Origin of the sequence: Sphingobacterium sp. SGL-16, assembly GCF_011043515.1 — a bacterium.
Classification (GTDB): Bacteria; Bacteroidota; Bacteroidia; order Sphingobacteriales; family Sphingobacteriaceae; genus Sphingobacterium; species Sphingobacterium litopenaei.
Genome location: NZ_JAAKGQ010000018.1, coordinates 45,391 through 67,924, shown reverse-complemented (window position 1 = coordinate 67,924; position 22,534 = coordinate 45,391). Strand labels below are relative to the sequence as shown.

The window sequence follows — 22,534 nt, the reverse complement described above, 5'->3', positions numbered from 1 at the left end:
TCGATTAACCCTTTTTATTTTTCTTTTGTGGCGCAAATTTTTCTTCCTGCTTCTTACGGAAGTCCGATTTAACGTGTTTGAGCAATACCACTTTTAGGTAAATCAGCACAACCGAAATCGCAATAGCAAGACCGAGAATCAGCATATTACCACTTTGATAAGCTGAAATACCACTCATGACCAAAAAGATAATTCCCAGATTTAAAAGTAAATTCAGTATAAATTGCTTTTTCATTTTTAATTTTTTGGATCTCCAATCACTCTTTTACGCAATAAATAAAAGTAAACTATTCCAGCAAAAATGTTGAGGAGAATAATAAAAAGTATAAGTAAAAGGCGTTCTTGATTTGAAATACGTGGAGATAGCATGATTTCCCGCAAAACCAACAATACCCAAATCATCGATACGGCTAACGAAAAACTGAATAGAATAGGGGCGATGCTAACTTTCAATACCAGTAGAATCGTTGAGCCTATATAAAACATCAAGCTAAAAAAGAATGCTTGCTTCGTCTGTGCATACCAATTTTTCATCGTACAAAAGTACAAAATATATTCTCTAAACTTTTGGCAAAGCCCATAACGAAAAAAGAGACGAAATATCGTCTCTATATCTGTATACTTTTACGATCTTAATATACGTCCAATTCGGGATCAATCTCGTCTCTCCAAGCCAAAATACCTCCTTGCAAATTAGCTAGATTTGTATAGCCTTGTTGTTCTAACAGCATAACAGCTTGAGCGCTACGCTTGCCCGAACGGCATTGAATAATTACTGGAATATCCTTTGAAACTTTTTCTGCTTCAATTAGAATACCTGCCAACGGAATATTAAGACCATTAAGGTTTGAAACTTCATATTCAAAAGGTTCGCGAACGTCAATTAATTGAAATTCTTCGTTGCGATCCATCATATCCTTTAATTCTTGAACTGTAACTTCTTTCATGACTTTTTATTTTATATCAAATATAATAGTTATGCTGTATTTCGGTACATGATATACTATTATTTATTAATTTCATTAAAATTTTGACTATGAAATTATCTGCACTACTACCAAGCCTATTGATATTTCTTTGCGGAAATATATTTTCACAACAAACCTCAGCTCAAATTGTTGAGAAAAGTTATGTAGAAAAATTATTAAATACACTCGCTTCGGACGAAATGGGTGGACGCCATGCCTTTTCTCCGCATATTGGAAAAGCGGCTGACTTCATTGCTCATGAGTTTAATCAGATTGGTTTACAACCTTACCAAGGGAATGATTTCAGACAAACATTCCATATGACAAAAATCAGCCGTCAATCTGCTTCTATACAATGGGACACTAAAAATTTAGCCGCTGAAACATTTTTGATTATCAGCAATGAACCTGAAATCCAATGGAATGAAAAATCAGCCGCTCAAATAAAACAAATCAAAAAAGGAGAGGAGTTTGCCCAAAAATTCAGGGAATTGGCTCAAGCCCAAGAAGATTTAATAGTGCTAGTAGATCCTTCATTTGCTTCCTTCATTACGCGATATAACAAAATTTATTCAAGAGAAAATATCGTTGGAAATACGCCTTCCAAAGGGTTTACAAAAGTTTTTGTTATAACAGAAGATTTAGCCAAAAGTTTTAAGATTAACTGTACTAATAAGGCAGATAAGATTGAATTATTTAATGTCGCTGGTGTTATTCCTGGCAAATCAAAACCAAATGAATATGTAGTCTTTTCAGCACACTATGATCATATTGGCATTATCCAACCAAATGGTCAAGATTCCATTGCAAATGGTGCTGACGACGATGCTTCGGGAACATCTGCAGTAATTAGTTTGGCGAAATATTATAAGGGATTGAACAATAATGAACGTACACTTATTTTTGTAGCTTTTACGGCTGAGGAAATCGGAATGTATGGTTCTAAATATTTTTCGAATAACATCGATCCAGACGCTGTGATCGCGATGATCAATATCGAAATGATTGGCAAAGACTCGAAATTTGGTCCCAATACACTTTATTTGACGGGTTATGAACGCTCGAATTTAGGAGATCTTATGCAGAAAAACCTAAAAAATACGGCTTTTCAATTTCATGCAGATCCATATCCACAACAAAACCTATTCTATCGTAGTGATAATGCCGTATTAGCAGCGTTGGGCGTGCCAGCACATACATTTTCAACTTCCCAGATAGATAAAGATACCTATTACCATACGGTAAAAGATGAAATAAGCACTTTGGATTTAAATAATATTATTTCCAGTATAGAGGCTATTGCTAAAGGTGCCGAAGGCATTGTTAAAGGAACTCAAACGCCAAATAGGGTAGAAAAATTAAAGGATTAAACCCTTCAAAAGAAAAAACCTCCAAGCCTAAGCTTGGAGGTTCAAACTATACACCCCATCTATCATTACTGAACGATTACAATTTGTTTTAACCTAACGGCATTAATACGCCAGAAAGTTCCATCACCTCCACCTTTGTTTTCCAAATTACCTACGAATCCCAAAGACACTTGGCTTTGTTCCAAAAGCGTAAACTTGAGTGCATGTGTGCCTGGGGTACTTGTTTTTAAGAAACCCAATGCTGAGGACACATTCTCGCTGTTAGGAATTTCAGTTCCATAAGCTGCTACAGTATAGAAATCTCCTCCAACTGTACAGTCTGGAATATCCATTTCAAAGGTATAATGACCAGCAGGCAATGTTAATGTCTGGTAGATTTTACCATTTTTAATAGTAGCCATGTTATCTCCTGACCAACCTGCTTCCATAGCTAAGAATGGTCCTCCAAACCAATGATCTACGCCTCCAAAATAAGCCCCTGCTCCATTTCTAAAATTACGAACCGCAGCATTCGTGACCCAATCCGCTGGAATACCCCATCTATCAGATACTGCTGAGGTCACAATAGGATTTTTATGATTCTTTAAGTACTCGGATGTTACATCTTTGGCTAGTCCTAATTCTGTATAATCCGTATAAAAAGTATCAATACTAGTTTTCTGCGGCAAATATAGCGTGCGATAGGAAACCGTTTTTGCTGTTGTAGATAAATCATTTATGGTAGTATTCATCGTATTAACTCCTACAACAATACTTTTTGTTGTACCATCATTAGCTAAATAACGCAACTCAGTCCCCACCGGTCCTGCTGATAAATCCATTTCTTGCCATTCAATTAAAGCTGTGTTATTGTTTTCTATTATGGCATTTGCTGTCAAACGGTTGGTAAGACCTGCACTATAACGCGGACCATAGGCCCTTCCTATTGCAGGAACAGCGACAGATCTGTTGCCCTTGTCATCAATCGTAAATAATTGCAAACTAACAATCCCTTCGGCCATTGGAATATAATGTTCCAATATGCTATTATGCGTAATATCTAATAGCACAGAATCCTTGCCATCGTTCCACTTGATTAGGGCTTTTTTAATCTTTGGATCTGGTTTAACTTGAGCTTGGACCAATATACGTTCATTACCCGAAAACACTTTCACTGAATCCAGCTTCCCCACATATACTATCTCGCCGTCCTTGATATATTCCTTGAATTCATCCCATTTGGCACAGGACATAATGGTCGAAATAAGAGTAAGCACAAAGATTAGCCTTATTGTATGTGTTCTATTTATCTTAATCATAACTCATTTCTATAAAGTAGTACCATATACTTTTATCTCATTGATACTTTGCGCAGTACCTCCAGCGAAATTTTCTAAACATCTAATGCGGATATATCTCACTTTAGGTGAATTGAGGTCCACTTCCCAGTTAAATCCAGCCGCCGCAGTCGCTTGGTCTTCGGCATTATCCGTACCATATGGCAGACCTGAAGGTTTCACCACTTCATAACTTCCTAATAGTATCCACGAATCGTCTAATGCTCCGTTAAGATTAGGGCTATTAGATCCATAGATCTCAAATCGTTTCATCGTAGAAAGAAAATAATATCTAGTACCTTCTGGGAATGGACGAATCCAAAAACGGCTGATCTTAGCTGATACACCCATATCAAATGTTACCATATGAGGCTGATCTCCTCCATTGATTTGATGTGTAAAGCTTGTATAAGGCCACCCCAAGAGACCGTCCCAAGCGTATTCAAGACGTGCGCCATTGGTTACTTGTGGCGCATCTCCTGGCAGTACAAATGCTCTAAATTTACCTGGATCCATTTGCTCTTCATAGAATGGTTTTACTTTAGTGTACAATGTGTCTGAATTATTGCCCCAGTTATCACGTACATAAATAGCAAATTCTTGTTCCAAAGTATCTAAGCCTCTAATTTTGGAGATAATACTGTCGGTCTTGGTATAAACAGATTTTTGATTATCACGCTCATACTCATTGAAAACATTTTTCTTCATGACAATTATTGCGATATTATCACGAGATGGATTTTTTGCTGTCAGATTATATCCACCGAAAGCATTGGAAATTTCCAAAGAGTTGAACACTTTCCAAAAAGGAGCTTCCAAAGGTTTTACTTTTACCGTTACTGGATCAGACGAGACTTCATTGCGGCTTACTGCATACAATTTCACCTCATGTTCTTGGGTATCGGCAAATCCAGCCACCACAATAGTATCTTTATAGATAGAAGATTTAACTTCCACTTCTTGACCTGTATTGATTTTATAAATCGCCTTTACGTACATCAAATTAGGAGAACTTGGCAAATCGTATAAAATTTGTGCCTTACCTTCTTGATTTATCACGCGTACATTTGAAACCATTCCTGGTTTTTCAGTCTCATTACCAACAGGCTCTCTGTATTCAATTTGCTTGGTACATGCAAAGGCAAATAATACACTCAGCATGACTAGAAATATGTTTATTCTAATTGATTTCATACATTTAATTTTTTTGATTACCAACCTGGGTTTTCTACTAACATTGGATTACGTCGCGTTTCATAATTTCCAATAGGCCACAAATAATCACGTGGTGAAATAAATGTCTGATTGAAAACCGTACGCTCTACGTTATAAGTCGCCGTAGTCTTTCCTGAAATTGAAAATCCTGTAATGTCTTGATTCAAATATTCTGCGGAAAGCTTCCAACGCTTCAAATCCCAAAAACGCTGTCCTTCGAATGCAAGTTCTATCAATCGTTCACGTTGAATTATCGAGCGTAAGCCTTCTTTGGACTGATATTTAGTAGGTGATTTGGAAAAATTAGTCCATGATGATACCACACCTTGTAAACCTGCACGCTCGCGAATTTTATCTACATATGCAATTGCTTCTGTAGAGCCACCATTGACTTCATTCAATGCCTCAGCATAACTCAAATAAAGTTCTGCGAGACGTATTTCTGGCCAAGGATAAGCTTTCCAAGTAGGCGCATTGTTAGAGTTGGTGGTTGATTCCCAGTGCACCAGCTTTTTAATAAAATATCCTGTTTCGTTCCAGTTGGTAAAGTGACCAACCCCCGAACGCTCCGCGTTTTTGGCTTGTACATACATACCGTTTTCATCCGAACCTGAACTCGCCCCATCTTTCATATACCAGCGTCCACCATCAAAGCCTAAACTAGCATAAAAGCGTGGCTCGCGATCATAATTCAAACGTGCTGTTACATATCCTGGCTCGATATAAAAGCGTTCAGAAGTAACTGCTGTACGCGTGGTCATGTAGTTGGTGAAGTCTAATGTTTTGTCTTCCTCAATTGGCACACCATTTTTGGTATAAAATTGTTTAGCAACCTTAATCGGTGCTCCCCAAACTCCCTGCAATTGGAATCTATCGACATTGGCTCCTCTTGCAAGAGGTGGCATACATAAGGCTTCATTTACAAAATAACTATTTGATAATCCCCATACCACTTCATCACCCCACCGCTCTGTCACCGCATTTCGGATGTTAAGCTGCGTCTTGGTCTCCGTACTTAAATTAAATCTGTCATTCGTATATTTATACAGCTGTGCATTATTTGCTTCTGCCATATCAATCGCGGCTTTCACAGCATCTCTAGCCTTTTCCCATTTTGCCGGATCAGCCGTTGTATTCACTAATTGGACACCATCCTTATCTACGAAAGATGCATAGTCTGGATTACCGTTAAACAATGGGGATGCGGCCAACATCCATAATCTAGCTTTGATGGCTAATGCTATAGATTTGGTAGCACGACCTAATTCTGTATTCTCATCGATAATACGTTCTGGTAATTTCACTGCCGATTGATCTAACAAATCTGAAATGAAATCGACCACTTCGTCTATTGGCTTTCTTTTGTAATATAAATCTTCTGGTTCAGCAGATTCAGGCGCATTCACATCTACAATGGGAATAGGACCATACATACGCATCAAATAAAAATGATAGTATGCCTTTAAGAATTCAACTTCTCCTGTCCATCTTTCGCGTTCTGCAATAGACAAATCAGGTACAACATTCGGGTTCTTTATATTTTCTAAAAAGATATTACAATGTCTGATGCCTTGCCACATACGCAAGTAATTGAATCTGCCGTCGCCACCTTTTAGATCACCACCCCATTCGTTAAATAAGGGTTGACCGACATTCTGCATACCCTGCGCAATACGAAAAGCAGGATGCCAATGTGCTTGGTCATTTTGTGGTAACCAAATTTCATCACCAGCCATTATTCCCGCATTAAACCAGCCATCACCGTTTTTTGGCAAATAAGAATAACAGGTGAATAAATATTTCTCAGCCTCTGTACGAAGCTTAAAAGCATGCTCAATGACAGAAACGTTGTCAGGTATGATATCCAAAAATTTAGAACATGAATTAAAAAGTACGGACATGGAAATACATACCACTGAAATTCCTGCTTTGGCATTGCCCTTTATTTCCTTTATTTTCATAATTTTCAAGTAATATGGTTATAAATTAATTTGAATACCAACATTATACACCGACTGTAAAGGATAACCTAATCCATTACCACGCATCTCGACATCCCACAATTTGAAGTTGCTTAACAAAAACAAGTTTGATCCCGACAAATACACACGTGCATTGTTAATTTTGAATCGCTCTAATGATTTGATATTATAGCCTATGTCTACACTTTTCAATCGTAAGAAACCTCCATTACGCATCCACCAAGTAGAAGTTTGGTTATTTGGACCTACACGCCATGTACTTAGTCTTGGCCAGAATGCATATGAATTTTGGTTTGTTTCTGACCAATAATCATCTGCGATTACTTTAAGTAAGCCTGTTTGTCTTCCTCCATTAGAATAAAATGGTTGAATTTGGTTTGAATTGATAAAGAAAGAATATTGAGTAGCGCCTTGGAAGAAAAATCCTAAGTCAAAGTTTTTGTATCCAAAGCTGGAACCAAAACCAAACAACACTTCGGGCTCCGTAGGGTAACCAATTGGCACCATGTCATCGCCATTTACCAAACCATCTTTAGTAATATCTCTGTATTTGATATCACCGGCAAGCAAACCAATATCACCAAACTGTACTGGTGAGTTAGCCACTTCCTGATTGTCAATAAATAGACGCTCAGCAATATAACCCCAAGCTTGGTTAATAGAATATCCTTTACGTGTTAAGTGAGATAAGTTGCCCGAATATGGTAATTCGTCCACTTTAACAATTTCAGAAGTTGCATACGTGAATGTTCCACGTGCATCCATCCAAAAGTTCTGCGAAAAGTTCTTTCTATAGTTCACAGACAAGTCAACTCCCTTAGTATTCACTCGTCCATAATTCGACCATGGCGTTGCCATTAATCCAGACGCATTATCAATACCCGATACCGGTTGTAGAATATTGGATCTTTTTTGACTAAATGCATCAACAATAATGTCTATACCTCTTCCAATACTCATATCCAAACCTAAATTTAGTTGCTTTGAAAGTTCCCAAGTGATATTTGGATTGGCATAACGTGAGATAGACACACCAGGACGATTGTAACGTGGTGCTCCGTCATCTCTACCAAAAGTAGATCCGTAGTTACCATTATTTAGATTCACATTAGATAAGTAGAAGAATCTATCCGCATTACTACCGATAGCATCATTACCCACCAAACCATAAGTTCCTCTAAGTTTGAAATTGCTTATTACAGATCGTATAGGCTCAAAGAAAGGTTCTTCTGATAATCTATAACCAAAACCAAATGAAGGGAAGAAACCCCAACGGTGGTTTGCATCAAAACGTTCTGAACCATTATACCCAAAATTGAATTCCGCTAAATAACGGTCTTTGAAACCATAAGTAAAACGACCAGAGATCCCTGCGTTACGACTTGGCAATGTTTCCACCAAACCTACATTATTTCCTATTGCAGATTCATAACTTGAAATATAGGATACAAGCATACCGCTAACCGCATGTTTCTCTGAAAAAGTCCTACTATAGTTAAGCGTTCCTTCTAACCAAATTCTAGAGTCCACATCACGAATTGGAGGTGCATAACTTAAGTATTCCGTTCCTGTTGGCTGCAATGCTGTGGCTGAACCATCATTTAATGCTTTTAGATTATAGGTACCATCTTGAGAATTTACAATCGCTTCGTAGAAGAATGGTTGGTAACTTCTGCTAGCAGACATAAAAGCATATCTTCTCAAATAACCCATCCCACGAAGTGATAAACCTTCCGTTATACCATTCAAATCTTGCTTAATCTCGATTTGAGGTTGCATATTGGAAGTTTTATAGGTCTGATAACCTCGCACCATTTCAGCATATGGATTCATATACATGGTAGAACTCAAAGACAAATCCGTATTGCGTGTTTGGCTAGAACCAAATAAGGGGTGTTCGATAAAAGGAAGTTTTTCAGCTGGATAAATAGAAGGAAACATCACTGGATTGGCATTCAATGCATTATCAAAAGTTGCTGCTCCACCGCCCATAGGTCCTATGTAATCGTCAAACTGTCCATACATTCTTACAATAGCTGTGGTTGTCTTCGTAACATTGAAATCTACATTCACACGCAAAGAATAATTATTCAGCTTAATGTTGCTATTGAAATTATTAAGGGGTTCCACTTTAAGAACACCATTATCTCTGTTGAATGTACCAGCTATATAATATCTTCCACGAGTTGTACCTCCCGAGATATTTAAGTTATATCCTTGGTTATTCGTATAATCTTTAATTAACATCGACAACCAGTTATTACTCGGGAATAAATAAGGATCTTCTCCATCAATTGTGCTGAAGATTTTATTTTGCGAATAAGGCTCTATACCGTTTGGCGTACGGGTTAAAGCCGCTTCATTTGCCATTCGCATATAAGTGATGTTATCGGCGAATTCAAAATTTTTGGTATTTGATGAAATTCTATTTTCTACTCGGAAATTAAACTTTGGAGCGCCATCCATACCCATTTTGGTGTTGATCAAAATAACGCCATTTGCACCACGTGCACCGTACACAGAAGCCGCCGCTGCGTCCTTCAACACTGAAAAATCAGAAATATCGTCAGGTTGTAGACGAGCCATATCAGTAGGAGAAGATTCCACACCATCAATTAAAATCAACGGATCTTGTTTTCCCGTACCAAACGTAGAAAGTCCGCGAATGTAAAACGTGGAATTATCTGTACCCAATCCTGGCTCTCCACTACTTTGAAAAGCTATCATACCAGCAACACGACCTGCCAAAGCATTAGTCAAATTGGATGATGCGGTTTTTAACTCCTTGACATTAACTGTAGTAATGGCGCTAACTAAACTTGCTTTTTTCTGGGTACCACCAAAACCTGTTACGGTAACTTCTTCGATTTCGGATTCTATTTTTTCTAGAAAAATATCCAAAAGAATCTCATTATTTGATTTAATAGACTGATTAGCAAGGTTAATAGTCGTCGACTTGAATCCTACAGATTGAAAATCAACTTGCGCTTGTTTGTTTGTTGAGAATTCAAAACGTCCGAAACCATCTGAGGATAGTGTGACTACTTTTGTTCCTCTAACTCTAATAGATACGCTAGGTATCCCTCCCGTGGAATCACGCACCACACCTCTGACTGTGATGTCTTGTGCTATAGAATCGAGAGTAGATACAACGCTTAAAATAATTGTGATAAATATAAGTCGTAATCCATTCATTAGTTATAATTTTATAATCGGTTATTAATAGTTTAAAGAAAGGAATGAGTAGAAAACCTAGTTTCCCAGCTCTGTAATAATTTCTTAGCTCTTTGTCATAATTGTAGATGTAATTAAATTTTATTGCATTATTTAAACTACAATGGGTATGTAGTGCTATGATATGCTACTGCCTCCATCGAAATTAATAGCATCGCACCTCACTAATTAGTGTTAAAATGACACTTATTAATTTTCGTTAAAAAATTCTATATGTGTATTAATCATCTAGTTCGGCACTGAGAATATTTTAACTGTTAAAATGACACTTATTACGGTAAGTGCTTAAAATTTGTTCCCAATTGGTAGAAAAAATACTGTAATAAAATTTGTGTTATTGATTATAATTTGGTTACTGAAATTAAATGTAGATATTAATTTTTATAAGACCAAAATTTTTGTAACATTTTTATAACTGAACTTGCATCACGTAGTCATCCAAGATATAACCGAAATAGGGAATATCGACTTCCTGAACAACCTTAAAACCAACTTTTAAATAGAAATAATAAGCATTATTTCCTCGGTTTACATTCAACTCAACAATAGATTTATTTCTTATAGTGGCCTTATTTTTAGCGAAATCAATTAATTGTGAGCCGAAGCCTTTTCCTTGAGTTTGTGGCAATAAATAGAGTTTTTCAATGCGAAGGATAGTGGCATTCTTACTTTTTAGCGCAATAAAACCAATAGGAGCCTGTTGATCATATGCAATATAAAAGTCTTGATGAGTTCGCATACTTTCTTGTAAAGCGGAAACGGTGTAGCTCTTTTCCAGCATAAAATCCATCTGCTCCTGACTCAAAATACCTAAATAAGTAGGATAATAAATCTGATGGGCTAATTTGTGAATTATGCTAGCATCTTCTGTTGTAGCCTTTTCAATTTGTAACATTCCTAAACCTCCTCTCCGACAAATACAAAATCACTTGAATTCATTTCAAGCAGCACAAAACCGTCTTGTTCAACCTCAAAAATATTTTGATCAATATATTTTAAACCATTAAATGATTTGATATGCGATACATCAATAAACATCTTCTCACCAGCTGTCTTCCACTTTTCATAACGAGATTGAATCAGTACATATCGAATACCTTGTACAAAAGCAACAATATTTATCCGATCAGCATATCTTAGAAATATAGAATCCAAATCCTTAGCTAGAATATTCACTGCCTTGTAATTATTCGTAATCAAATAATCCAGGCTATCCTTCAAAAATGAGGAAATCGGCTGAATAAACTTCATTTCTTCTTGAGGAGAATCTAATGATTGCGCATACAGAAAGTCAACTTTTATATCATTAGAGAGAAAATAATCAAGATTTTCTTCATGGCTAATAATAGTAGGAGACCATTCTAATATTTGTCCCAAATATTCTTCTGAAAGAGCATAGAAATTCTCCACCAACAAAGCTGGTTCTTGGTTCTCCCGAACAATATGATGAGAAGACATATACTATTTTGTAAGTTTTGAGATGGCGATATATGCCATCAATCCAATACTTAATTCCAAAGCATCTTCATCAATATCGAAAGTCGGTGTATGCACCGCAGATTGAATACCTTTCGCTTTATTACCTGTTCCTAAGCGATAAAAACAAGCATTCGCAACTTGAGAATAATATGAAAAATCTTCTGCTGCAGGCCAAAGGTCTAATTCGACGACATTTTCTTCACCCAAATAATCAATAGCAGCTTGACGAGCTATTGCGGTGGTTTTCTGTTCATTAACTAAATAAGGATATCCTTTGCGCACCTCAATATCGCAGGTAGCATCCATGCTTTCAGCTATCCCCATAGCAATTTTTACTATCTTTTCATGTGCTTTGGCACGCCATTCTTCATTGAATGTACGGAAAGTACCTTCCAAATACACTTCATCCGGAATAATGTTAGTAGCACCGTTACCAATGATTTTGCCCCAAGAAAGAACCGTTGGAATCCGAGGATCTGCGAAGCGACTCACTACTTGTTGTAGTGCAGATATAATTTGAGCTGTAATTGCTATAGGATCAATATTTTGATGTGGCTGAGCGCCGTGCCCCCCTTTACCTCGAACGGTCATAAACAATTCATCACAAGACGCCATGTATTGTCCTGAACGAAAGCCCACTTTTCCTATTTCAATGAAAGGCATCACATGCTGACCAAAAATAGACTCTGGTATTGGATTTTCCAATACGCCTTCTTTGATCATAATAGATGCTCCGCCAGGCAATTTTTCTTCTCCTGGCTGAAAAATCAACTTTATCTGGCCACCAAATTGAGATTTTAACTCGTTCAATATTTTGGCCACACCTAAAAGGGAAGATGTATGTACATCGTGCCCGCATGCATGCATGACACCGACATTTTGAGAACCATAACTTCTTCCTTCGACTTCTGTAATAGGCAATGCATCCATATCTGCACGCAAAGCAATAACTTTATCCGAAGGTAATTCACCAGTAATCAAACCAACTACACCTGTATTAGCCATTGATTGGTAAGGAATACCTAATTTATCCAATTCGGATTTAACGAAAGCCGAAGTATTATATTCTACAAAAGAAAGTTCGGGATTACGATGAAGATGGCGACGGGTTTCTACCGTCTCAGAAAAGAATTTCTTTGCCAACTGTTGAATTTCACTCTTAATATTGGCCATAATGTAAGTTGATTATTCCCAGACCCAAATATCTTCTTGGAAGATAAAAACATTTTTGTATTGGGAACGGATGGTACGCATAAATTCGTTGGCTTGGGCTCTACTTCTAAAGTCACCAACCTTCACTCTATAATTAGGTTCAGAATATGAAATGTAAGTGTCTATATCTGAATGTTGATTTCTAAATCTTGCCTGTATAGCATATGCTTCACTTCGATTCGATCCAGCATAGATTTGCACTCTAAAACCTTTACGCTTTACGCGAGTAGCTTTAGCTTTATCAACAGGCTTGGAACCTAAGCTGATAAGTCGAGCTGTTGTAGGATTGATTTCATTGGCCGCTCTAAAGTTCTGCAATAACGTAATAAGCGAATCTTGCTGAATGATTACATTATTACCTTCTTGTCCTTTAGCTTGAATACACATCAAGCAAATTGCACTTAATAAAATCAATCCTTTTTGATACAACATCTCTAATTTTTACTCCTTTATATGAAATTGCAGACGGCTATTTACCGTGACAATTTTTGTATTTCAATCCTGAACCACAAGGACATTCGTCGTTTCTGCCGACAGTTTGTTCCTTGCGAATAGGTTGTGTAACAGCTATATCTTCTTCGGAGACGCCTGTAGGTGAATCCAAATCTTCTTTAGTAGCTTTCACATTAGCGGGTTGAGCAGGAATAGGTTTTGCCTCTTCAATATTTTGAGGTTGTTGTTGTCCTGGAATTTCCCCTTTGAACAAGAAGCTTACGATATCTTTATTCATAGAAGCTAACATTGACTTGAACAAGTTGAAAGCTTCCATTTTGTAAATAATGATTGGGTCTTTTTGTTCGTAAACTGCGTTTTGAACAGATTGTTTCAAATCGTCCATCTCACGCAAGTGCTCTTTCCACGCTTCATCAATTAAAGCAAGAACTATGCCTTTTTCAAAGGATCTGAATACATCCTCTCCTTCAGAATCTACTGCTTTTTTCAAGTTTGTAGAAACTTGAATTCCACGAATTCCATCCGTAAAAGGAACTACAATATTCTCGACCATGTCCCCGCGCTCTGCCAATACATTTTTCAATACTGGTAAAGTCTGCGAAGCAACAGTTTTAGCTTTATTTTGATAATGAGTAATTACTTGAGTGAATAATTTATCTGTCAAGTTATCTACACTAGTGGATGAAAACTCTTCAGCTGAAATAGCAGGATCAATTGAGAATAAACGAATTACTTCGATTTGGAACTCATCGTATGAACCATCTTCTTTAGCACTTATTACAACATCTTCTACTACATCGTAAATCGTATTGTTCAAATCTACATCCAAACGTTCTCCGAATAATGCATTTTTACGTTTTGTATAGATTACATTACGTTGTGAGTTCATTACGTCATCATATTCCAATAGACGTTTACGAATACCGAAGTTGTTTTCCTCTACTTTTCGTTGTGCACGCTCGATTGATTTAGTTAACATGCTGTGTTGCATTACTTCGCCTTCCTCAACACCCATTTTCACCATGATATTAGATATACGCTCTGAAGCGAATAAACGCATCAATGGATCTTCTAAAGACACGAAGAATTGGGACGAGCCTGGGTCACCTTGACGACCAGCACGACCACGTAACTGACGGTCAACACGACGAGATTCATGACGCTCCGTACCGATGATGGCTAAACCACCAGCCTTAATTACCTCTTCTGTCAATTTGATATCCGTACCACGACCCGCCATGTTCGTCGCAATAGTTACCTGTCCTGGACGACCAGCTTCAGCAACAATCTCCGCTTCACGTTGGTGCAATTTCGCGTTTAACACATTGTGTTTGATACCACGTAATTTCAACATACGGCTCAATAATTCAGAAATCTCAACCGAAGTTGTACCTACTAATACAGGACGACCTGCTTCTGTCAATGTTTGAATTTCTTGTGCTACCGCATTGTATTTCTCACGAGCTGTACGGTAAATGAAGTCTTGTTTATCTTCACGTTGAATTCCTCTGTTGGTAGGAATTTCAACAACGTCTAATTTATAGATTTCCCAAAGCTCACCTGCTTCCGTAGAGGCTGTACCCGTCATACCTGCTAATTTGTGGTACATACGGAAGTAGTTTTGCAGGGTAATCGTAGCGTACGTTTGTGTCGCGTCTTCTACTTTTACATTCTCTTTCGCTTCGATAGCTTGGTGAAGACCATCTGAATAACGACGACCGTCCATAATACGACCTGTCTGCTCATCTACGATCTTTACCTTACCTTCGTCAACGATATATTGATCATCAATTTCGAAAAGCGTATAAGCTTTCAATAATTGATTAATCGAGTGAATACGTTCAGCTTTTACAGAGTAATCACGCAATAATTCATCTTTGCGCGCAGCTTTCTCTTCTAAAGAAATTTCAGATTTTTCGATCTCTGCTATTTCAGTACCGACATCTGGTAAAATGAAGAAACTTGGATCTTCTCCCTGAGCTGTAATCAACTCAATACCTTTTTCTGTAAGCTCTACTTGATTATTTTTCTCGTCAATCACAAAGAAAAGCTCTTTGTCTGCTTTTGGCATATGACGATTTTGCTCGGACATGTAGAAGTTTTCTACCTTTTGTAAAATTTGACGGTGATTATTTTCACTTAAGAATTTAATCAACGCTTTATTTTTAGGTAAACCTCTGTAAGCACGGAATAAAGCTAAACCACCTTTTTCAGGATCAGTATCGCCCGCAGCGATAGCTTTTTTAGCTTCATTAAATACCGTATTGATATATGCTTTTTGTGCATTTACCAAACGCTCGATACGTGGTTTCAATTGATAAAATTCGTGTTGGTCACCCATTGGGATAGGACCAGAGATAATCAATGGTGTACGTGCATCATCAATTAAAACCGAATCCACCTCATCGATCATCGCAAAGTGTAATTTGCGTTGAACCATGGCGTCTGGTGTTTGCGTCATGTTGTCACGCAGGTAGTCGAAACCAAACTCGTTGTTTGTACCGTATACAATATCCGATTGGTAAGCTTTACGACGCTGTGGTGAGTTTGGTTGGTGTTTATCGATACAGTCTACTGACAATCCGTGGAACTCAAATAATGGAGCATTCCATTCCGAGTCACGTTTTGCTAAGTAATCATTCACTGTTACGATGTGTACACCTTGACCTGAAAGCGCATTTAAGTAAGTAGGCAATGTTCCTACCAACGTTTTACCCTCACCCGTCATCATCTCTGCGATTTTACCTTGGTGTAACACTATACCGCCGATTAACTGCACATCGTAATGAATCATATTCCATGTTACTTCATTACCTGCTGCTAACCATTTGTTAGCCCATTGCGCTTTGTCACCTACGATAGTCACGTTAGCTTTACGAGCCGCAATTTCTCTATCAAAATCGGTAGCTGTAACTTCCAAAAATGGATTTTCAGTAAGACGACGAGCGGTCTCTTTTACAACAGCAAAAGCTTCAGGTAAGATATCTGCTAATACCTCCTCAAGCTTTTTATCACGCTCTTTATTTAATTTATCTATTTTCTCGTAAACCTCTGTTTTTTCAGAAATATCTACGGAATGATCATCCGCTTTATTTTTCTGTTCAGCGATTTCGGCATCGATTTCTTTTAAATATTCCTGGATACGGCTTTTGAATTCAATTGTTTTAGCACGAAGCTCGTCATGTGACAAATTGGTTAGCTTACTATATTCCCCTTTAATCTTCTCAACTATAGGTTGTATAGATTTGATATCACGTTCTGACTTGCTACCAAATAATTTACTTAAGAATTTTAACATAATTTTATTTTATCTCTATGCACATGCGCAAAATTGAATCCAAACTCTTACTCAGGACATTTTGGCACTAATCGGGCAAATTTAATTATTCGAAATGATAACTTTCAATCTTATAATAGATTTTTAATCATTTCCTATCAAAAAAATATTTTTTTCGGTTTTAGGTACAATATTTAATTCATTTGCTCTATCAAACATGGAAGTAATTGCCTTTTTACCTAGCTCGCCTAAGTCTATGGAATATTGATTTACATAGAGTTCTATGTGTTTGTACATGACCGATTCTTCCATTTCTTGCGCATGCGATCGAATATATTCTAATCCGGATTTTGGATTTGCAAAAGCATATTCTACACTTTTTCGAATTAAACGATTTACTTTATCCTTGATTTCATTCGGCAAATCTCTACTTATGACAATTCCTCCAAGGGGAATCGGACTTTCTGTCGTCTTTTCCCAAAAATCTCCTAGGTCGACAACTTTATATAATCCTTTATCTTGATAAGTAAAGCGATTCTCATGAATAATTAAGCCTAAATCAATTTCACCCTTCAATAAAGCCGATTCAATATCCGAAAAAACTAAGATTTCTTTGTTTTGTAATTCAGGATAAGCTAATCCTAACAGAAAATTAGCTGTAGTAAATTTCCCTGGAATACCGATTTTAAGATGTTGAAATTCCTGAGGAAGATTTTGTCCTGCGAAAGAAGAAAGCTTTTCGGCTAATTCTTGATTTTTTGCTATTAATAATGGACCAACACCAAATCCCAAAGCAGAACCTGCATCCAATAGCTCATAATCTTCTACCGCATAAGCGAAAGCATGATAGCTTAACTTTGTTATGGCTAATTCCTTTTTAAAAGCCTTTTTATTTAGTGTCTCCACATCATGATATTCTACCTCAAAATCCAAACCTTCCGTATCGATTTTGTGATGTATCAATGCATCAAAAATAAATGTATCGTTTGGACAAGGCGAAAAGCCTAAACTTAATTTCATAGTATAATATTTTATATTATGTTATTCCGAAGATAAAAGCAATCTATTAAATTACAGACTTTAATGTTCTCAGAAATCCATTTTTAAATCTTTAGATTTCTCTTTGTTCTGTTCGAAATGACGTGATAACACCTTCATTTCGATGTAAAGAGAAAATCTCAATAATTAATAATTCATAAATATCAATTGTCAATTATTATTAACCTACTTTCAATTTAGTCGCAAAAATCAAAACCAACATAGCTAAAAAGGTAATTAAAACAATCCCCTTAGCAAATTTGTCCTGACCGGCACGAAATGAAAATCGAACTATTATCAAATTGATTACCGCAGCAATCACGTAAAATGCAATGGGCTTATCTGAAAACAATGATTGTTGCAGCGTAGTATAAGTAGATATTATATAAGCGAACCCAGGTGCAATCACACCAACTAACACACCTGCTAAATAACTATTCCTTTGCATTATTTTACATCGAAAGACCAAGAATTCAATTCTGGTATGGCATGATGCGCTGTCATGTCGAATTGTGTAGGTACAATAGATGCATACCCATTATTAATAGCAAACACATCCGTGTCCTCTCCACGATCTACCCAATCGTACCTTCCAGTCATCCAAAAATAATCTCTATTATGTGGGTCAACGCGGTATTCAAACTCTTCAACCCAATTACCATTGGCTTGACGACAAATTTTTATGCCTTTAATACCTTTTTCAATGTGCGGGAAATTCACATTTAGCAATGTTCCTTTTGGAAGGCCATTATTTAAAACTTGCTCTGCAATACTCAACACATATGGACGAGTATGTGAAAAGTCAGCTCCATGTGAAAAATCATCTAGTGAGAATCCTATTGAAGGAATCCCTTCAATAGCCCCCTCCACAGCAGCAGACATCGTACCTGAATACAACACATTGATAGAATAATTCAATCCATGATTAATTCCAGAAACACACAAATCAGGCTTTTGATCCTTAAAAATTCGATCAACGGCTAATTTTACGCAGTCTACTGGGGTCCCAGAACATTTATACATCTCCACACCTTCATACAATTGGATTTTATCCAGTCGAAGAGGTTTTCCAATTGTAATAGCGTGCCCCATACCAGACTGAGGTGCATCAGGAGCTACCACAACCACATTACCTAACTTTTGCATCTCTTCTAACAACACCTTTATACCTGGCGCTGTTATCCCATCATCATTGACAACTAATATTGTCGGTCTTGAATTTGCCATAATGCTAAGTTATGGAAATAATACATATTGTAATTCTACAAGTATAATTTCCTTATATAATTTTAGTTAATAATACGTGGCAGAGACTACAACTTAATGAGGCAATACCGTATATCATGCACTCTAACACCTACTTTTTCTTCATTTTTAACAAGTATATGATACAAAACTTTTAATCAAAATCTACTTACTTATTCAGGTATCTTTAATTTGTCCATTTTTTATTAAGATATTCTCAAACAACAAACAAAATAAAAAACTAAGAACCAGATAATTATATAAATAAATTATTTTGTCTAAAACAAAACAGTTAAAACTTCGTTAAATATTTTGAATTATAATTTGACATTAAAAAATGTTAAAAAATTCTAAAACCTAACGTTTAATCAACTATTATAAACTGATGATAATAAAAATATTTTTTGAATCTCCATTTATCTAATTAAATAGAGTTTTAAATACACACAGATAATCAATTTAATTAAATTTTAACACTTATTATGATCTCGAATTTTTATCCAAATGAAGGATTGAGAAGATTCGTATGGGTATCAAGCGCAGTAGCGTGTTGCTTATGCATCACGGTACAAAGCGGCTATGCAAACACTTATGAATCGCTAAAAATTACTTCGCCACAACAAAACATTACTGTGAAAGGTACTGTCCGCGATCCACAAACTAACCAACCAATCGCAGGAGTTACAGTATCTGTAGTGGGCACTACCATTGCAACAACTACGAATGCTAATGGTCAGTACGAGCTAAAAAATGTCCCTACTAGCGCTCAGTTAAGTTTTTCTATGATTGGTATGCAGTCCATTACTGAAAACGTAAATAATCGTGCTACTATCGATGTGATGTTAAGTTCAGACAATGAAATCATTGATGAAGTAGTGGTGGTGGGTTATGGTACACAGAAAAAGGCGGTAGTATCAGGTGCCATAGCAACCGTTAAAGGTGATGAATTGGCTAAGTCCTCTTCAGTAAATTTATCAAACTCCTTTGCTGGCCGTTTACCAGGGGTCACAGCAATGCAAAATAGTGGTGAACCTGGCTATGATGGTTCCAGTATTCGTATACGCGGTATTAATTCCTTATCTGGAGGAAATAGTGATCCTTTAATTGTTATTGATGGCGTGCCGCAGAGGGCAGGAGGAATTGATCGTATAAACCCAAATGACGTAGAAAGTGTATCTGTTTTAAAAGATGCCTCGGCTGCCATTTATGGTTCAAGAGCCGGTAATGGCGTAATTTTGATTACCACAAAACAAGGAAAACAAGGAAAACCAACCCTCTCTTATGATTTAAATGTTGGTATTGGGCAACCTACGCGATTACCTAAAATGGCGAACTCTGAACAATACACCAATATTATCAATGAGGTTACTAAAGTATATGGTGAAGACCCAGCCAATTGGAAAGCCGTTTGGGAAGGAATAAATTCTGGAAATGGTACATATGATTTTCCTAATAGAACTGTAGAAGCAGTGTATAAACCTGAGGACAGACAAAAATATATCAATGGGTCGGATCCATTAAGATTTCCGAATACAGATTGGTATGATGCCGCGCTAAAAACATGGTCTCCTCAACAGAGACATAATTTACAATTAACTGGAGGTACAGATAATTCGCGCTACTTGATTTCCCTAGGATATCTCAACCAAGATGCGGTTTATAAAAATTCTGCTACCTTCTTTAAGCAATATGATTTACGTGCAAATTTAGAATTTAAACTAAGTGAATATATCACTACTCGACTAGCAATTACTGGAAGGGAAGAGTCTCGTAATTTTCCTACTCGTGGAGCAGGTGATATATTTAGATTTTTACTCCGAGGCTTACCAACAAACATAGCCGTCTGGCCAAATGGCTTACCAGGACCTGATTTAGAATATGGAGCAAATCCCGTTGTAATTACTACAGGTGAAACAGGATATGACCGTAATACTAGAGATTATTTACAGAACACAGGAACAATTGATATAAAAATACCAGGTGTTGAAGGTTTAAAAGTAACTGGTACTGCATCTTTAGACAAATATTGGGGAAGATCTAAAAGATGGGAAACACCTTGGATGTTGTACGATTGGGACAAAGTATCATTTGAAGCAGATGGTGTAACACCAAAATTAGAAGGATATATACCAAGAGGAATTGAGCCTAAGGCTCAACTGAGAGAAAGCACGGATGATCAATTAGGAATTAATCTTTCGGCATTGATTTCTTATGATAAGCAATTCAATGAAGTACACAATTTCTCTGCTATCGCTGGTCTAACCCGCGAAAAAGTTACAAATAATGGTTTTTTTGCATCAAGAATGGATTTCCCTTCTACGCAGGTAGAGCAATTAAATTTTGGTGATAGAGAAAGAGAAAATTTAGGAAATGAAAATGTATTTGATCGCGCTCGTCTAAGTTATTATGGACGTTTCAATTACGATTATAACCAAAAATATCTATTAGAATTTAACTGGAGAGTTGACGGATCTTACATTTTCCCACCTGAAAAAAGATTTGGTTTTTTCCCTGGTATCTCTGCAGGTTGGAGAATTTCAGAGGAGAGTTTCTTCAAAGACAATGTTTCTTTTGTAAATAACCTAAAAATAAGGGGTTCTTGGGGACAAATGGGAGCTGAAGCTTATTATGGAGGCAGTTTGCAAGAATATAAATACTTATCTCTTATGAATACTGGATCAGGTGTGTTTAATGATAGAATTTTTCAGACACTTTATGAAAGTGATATTCCTAATCCTGCATTCACTTGGGAGGTTGCAAATAATAGTAACATAGGTTTAGACGCAACCCTTTTTAGCAATAAACTATCTATTGAATTAGATTATTTTTACAATAAACGTACAAATGTATTAACTAAAAACCCTGGAGTAATACCTGTAAGTACTGGTATATCTGGCAACTTACCAATTGCAAATTTAGGAAACCTTACCAACAAAGGATATGAATTCAATATTTCATTTCGTGATCAAAAAGGAGACTTCTCTTATAATGTTGGAATAAATGGCGGTTATGCTAAAAACAATGTGCAGTATTCCAGCGATCCTCCAAATACTTTAGATTACCAAAAGCAAATTGGAAAAGTAACTGATGCATGGCTAGTATATTTATATGATGGAATTTTCATAGACCAAGCATCAATTGATGCAAACACTATAGATTATTCCGCATTAGGTCTGCGTGATGGAAGATTATTACCTGGTGACATGAAATACGTCGATTACAATGGTGATGGTAAGATAACAAGTGACGATAGAGTCAGATTAGATAAAAATGGTAGCCCGACCTTTACCGGCGGTATTACTTTAGGAGCAGATTATAAAGGTCTTGATTTAAGTGTTTTATTACAGGGTGCAACTGGTGGTATGCGTAGAATAGGACCAACAGAATCGGGATTGATAGGTAATTATTTAGAATGGAATTATAACAACAGATGGAGTATTGACAATCCGAGCGATGTAGATCCACGCCTAACAAATAGAGGGGATGCATATTTTACAGGAGATAACACATATTGGGTAAGAAGCACAAATTATCTCAGAATCAAAAATGTTGAGCTTGGTTATACACTACCTTCCACATTAACTAGCAAAATTGGTCTGAATTCGTTGAGGATATATACAAACGGAATCAACTTAGTAACTTTTGATAAGATAAAAATTTGGGATCCTGAGGCTAATAATAGTACAGGACAGTATTACCCACAATCCCGAATCCTAAATTTTGGTTTAAAAGCCGCTTTTTAAAT

The 22,534-nt window shown here is 36.7% G+C and carries 17 protein-coding genes; 2 read left to right on the top strand and 15 right to left on the bottom strand.

What is annotated here, in order from left to right:
* Window positions 1-4: 4 nt before the first annotated feature.
* The 3 genes from G5B32_RS08345 to G5B32_RS08335 all read right to left on the bottom strand — a co-directional run bounded on the left by G5B32_RS08345 (window position 5) and on the right by G5B32_RS08335 (window position 947).
* Window positions 5-235, bottom strand: coding sequence for a DUF6358 family protein (locus G5B32_RS08345; protein ID WP_165291083.1), 231 nt, complete (start codon window positions 233-235; stop codon window positions 5-7).
* A gap of 2 nt (window positions 236-237) precedes the next feature.
* On the bottom strand, window positions 238-534 hold the full coding sequence (locus G5B32_RS08340) for a hypothetical protein (protein WP_165291082.1): 297 nt from the start codon (window positions 532-534) through the stop codon (window positions 238-240).
* Between the two features lie 98 nt (window positions 535-632).
* Window positions 633-947, bottom strand: coding sequence for a rhodanese-like domain-containing protein (locus tag G5B32_RS08335; protein ID WP_165291081.1), 315 nt, complete (start codon window positions 945-947; stop codon window positions 633-635).
* 89 nt (window positions 948-1,036) lie between these two features.
* Here G5B32_RS08335 and G5B32_RS08330 point away from each other — a divergent pair, with 89 nt between their 5' ends.
* Window positions 1,037-2,338 carry a M28 family metallopeptidase gene (locus tag G5B32_RS08330; protein ID WP_165291080.1) on the top strand — a complete coding sequence of 434 codons (1,302 nt, stop codon included), beginning with the start codon at window positions 1,037-1,039 and terminating at the stop codon, window positions 2,336-2,338.
* A 65-nt stretch (window positions 2,339-2,403) separates the two neighbouring features.
* On the opposite strand, the gene G5B32_RS08325 is transcribed toward G5B32_RS08330, so the two are convergent.
* The 12 genes from G5B32_RS08325 to surE all read right to left on the bottom strand — a co-directional run bounded on the left by G5B32_RS08325 (window position 2,404) and on the right by surE (window position 18,771).
* Entirely contained in the window at window positions 2,404-3,636 is a 1,233-nt protein-coding gene (locus G5B32_RS08325; RefSeq protein WP_165291079.1) for a DUF4998 domain-containing protein, read from the bottom strand.
* Window positions 3,637-3,645: 9 nt separating this feature from the next.
* On the bottom strand, window positions 3,646-4,848 hold the full coding sequence (locus tag G5B32_RS08320; protein ID WP_165291078.1) for a DUF4959 domain-containing protein: 1,203 nt from the start codon (window positions 4,846-4,848) through the stop codon (window positions 3,646-3,648).
* 17 nt (window positions 4,849-4,865) lie between these two features.
* Window positions 4,866-6,830 (bottom strand): RagB/SusD family nutrient uptake outer membrane protein, encoded by a 1,965-nt coding sequence (locus G5B32_RS08315; RefSeq protein ID WP_206366843.1) that lies wholly within the window; start codon window positions 6,828-6,830, stop codon window positions 4,866-4,868.
* Window positions 6,831-6,848: 18 nt separating this feature from the next.
* Window positions 6,849-10,046: a SusC/RagA family TonB-linked outer membrane protein gene (locus G5B32_RS08310; protein ID WP_165291077.1), complete on the bottom strand. Its 3,198-nt coding sequence runs from the start codon at window positions 10,044-10,046 to the stop codon at window positions 6,849-6,851.
* A gap of 448 nt (window positions 10,047-10,494) precedes the next feature.
* Complete coding sequence (locus G5B32_RS08305; RefSeq protein WP_165291076.1) at window positions 10,495-10,980, bottom strand: GNAT family N-acetyltransferase; 486 nt, start codon at window positions 10,978-10,980, stop codon at window positions 10,495-10,497.
* Between the two features lie 2 nt (window positions 10,981-10,982).
* A complete protein-coding gene (locus tag G5B32_RS08300; protein WP_165291075.1) occupies window positions 10,983-11,543 on the bottom strand; it encodes a thiamine diphosphokinase in 561 nt (186 codons plus the stop codon).
* Window positions 11,544-11,546: 3 nt separating this feature from the next.
* Window positions 11,547-12,737 (bottom strand): M20 family metallopeptidase, encoded by a 1,191-nt coding sequence (locus G5B32_RS08295; protein ID WP_165291074.1) that lies wholly within the window; start codon window positions 12,735-12,737, stop codon window positions 11,547-11,549.
* A 12-nt stretch (window positions 12,738-12,749) separates the two neighbouring features.
* Complete coding sequence (locus tag G5B32_RS08290) at window positions 12,750-13,208, bottom strand: SPOR domain-containing protein (protein WP_165291073.1); 459 nt, start codon at window positions 13,206-13,208, stop codon at window positions 12,750-12,752.
* A gap of 37 nt (window positions 13,209-13,245) precedes the next feature.
* Window positions 13,246-16,527, bottom strand: a complete 3,282-nt coding sequence (gene secA, locus G5B32_RS08285) for a preprotein translocase subunit SecA (RefSeq protein ID WP_165291072.1) — start codon at window positions 16,525-16,527, stop codon at window positions 13,246-13,248.
* 123 nt (window positions 16,528-16,650) lie between these two features.
* Entirely contained in the window at window positions 16,651-17,526 is an 876-nt protein-coding gene (locus G5B32_RS08280; RefSeq protein WP_165291071.1) for a menaquinone biosynthesis family protein, read from the bottom strand.
* Window positions 17,527-17,725: 199 nt separating this feature from the next.
* Entirely contained in the window at window positions 17,726-17,992 is a 267-nt protein-coding gene (locus G5B32_RS08275) for a hypothetical protein (RefSeq protein ID WP_165291070.1), read from the bottom strand.
* Window positions 17,992-18,771: a 5'/3'-nucleotidase SurE gene (gene surE, locus G5B32_RS08270; protein ID WP_165291069.1), complete on the bottom strand. Its 780-nt coding sequence runs from the start codon at window positions 18,769-18,771 to the stop codon at window positions 17,992-17,994. Before surE ends, G5B32_RS08275 begins: the two co-directional genes overlap by 1 nt.
* 500 nt (window positions 18,772-19,271) lie before the next feature.
* Between surE and G5B32_RS08265 the strand changes: the two genes are divergently transcribed.
* Window positions 19,272-22,532: a SusC/RagA family TonB-linked outer membrane protein gene (locus tag G5B32_RS08265; protein ID WP_165291068.1), complete on the top strand. Its 3,261-nt coding sequence runs from the start codon at window positions 19,272-19,274 to the stop codon at window positions 22,530-22,532.
* The last annotated feature ends 2 nt before the right edge of the window (window positions 22,533-22,534 follow it).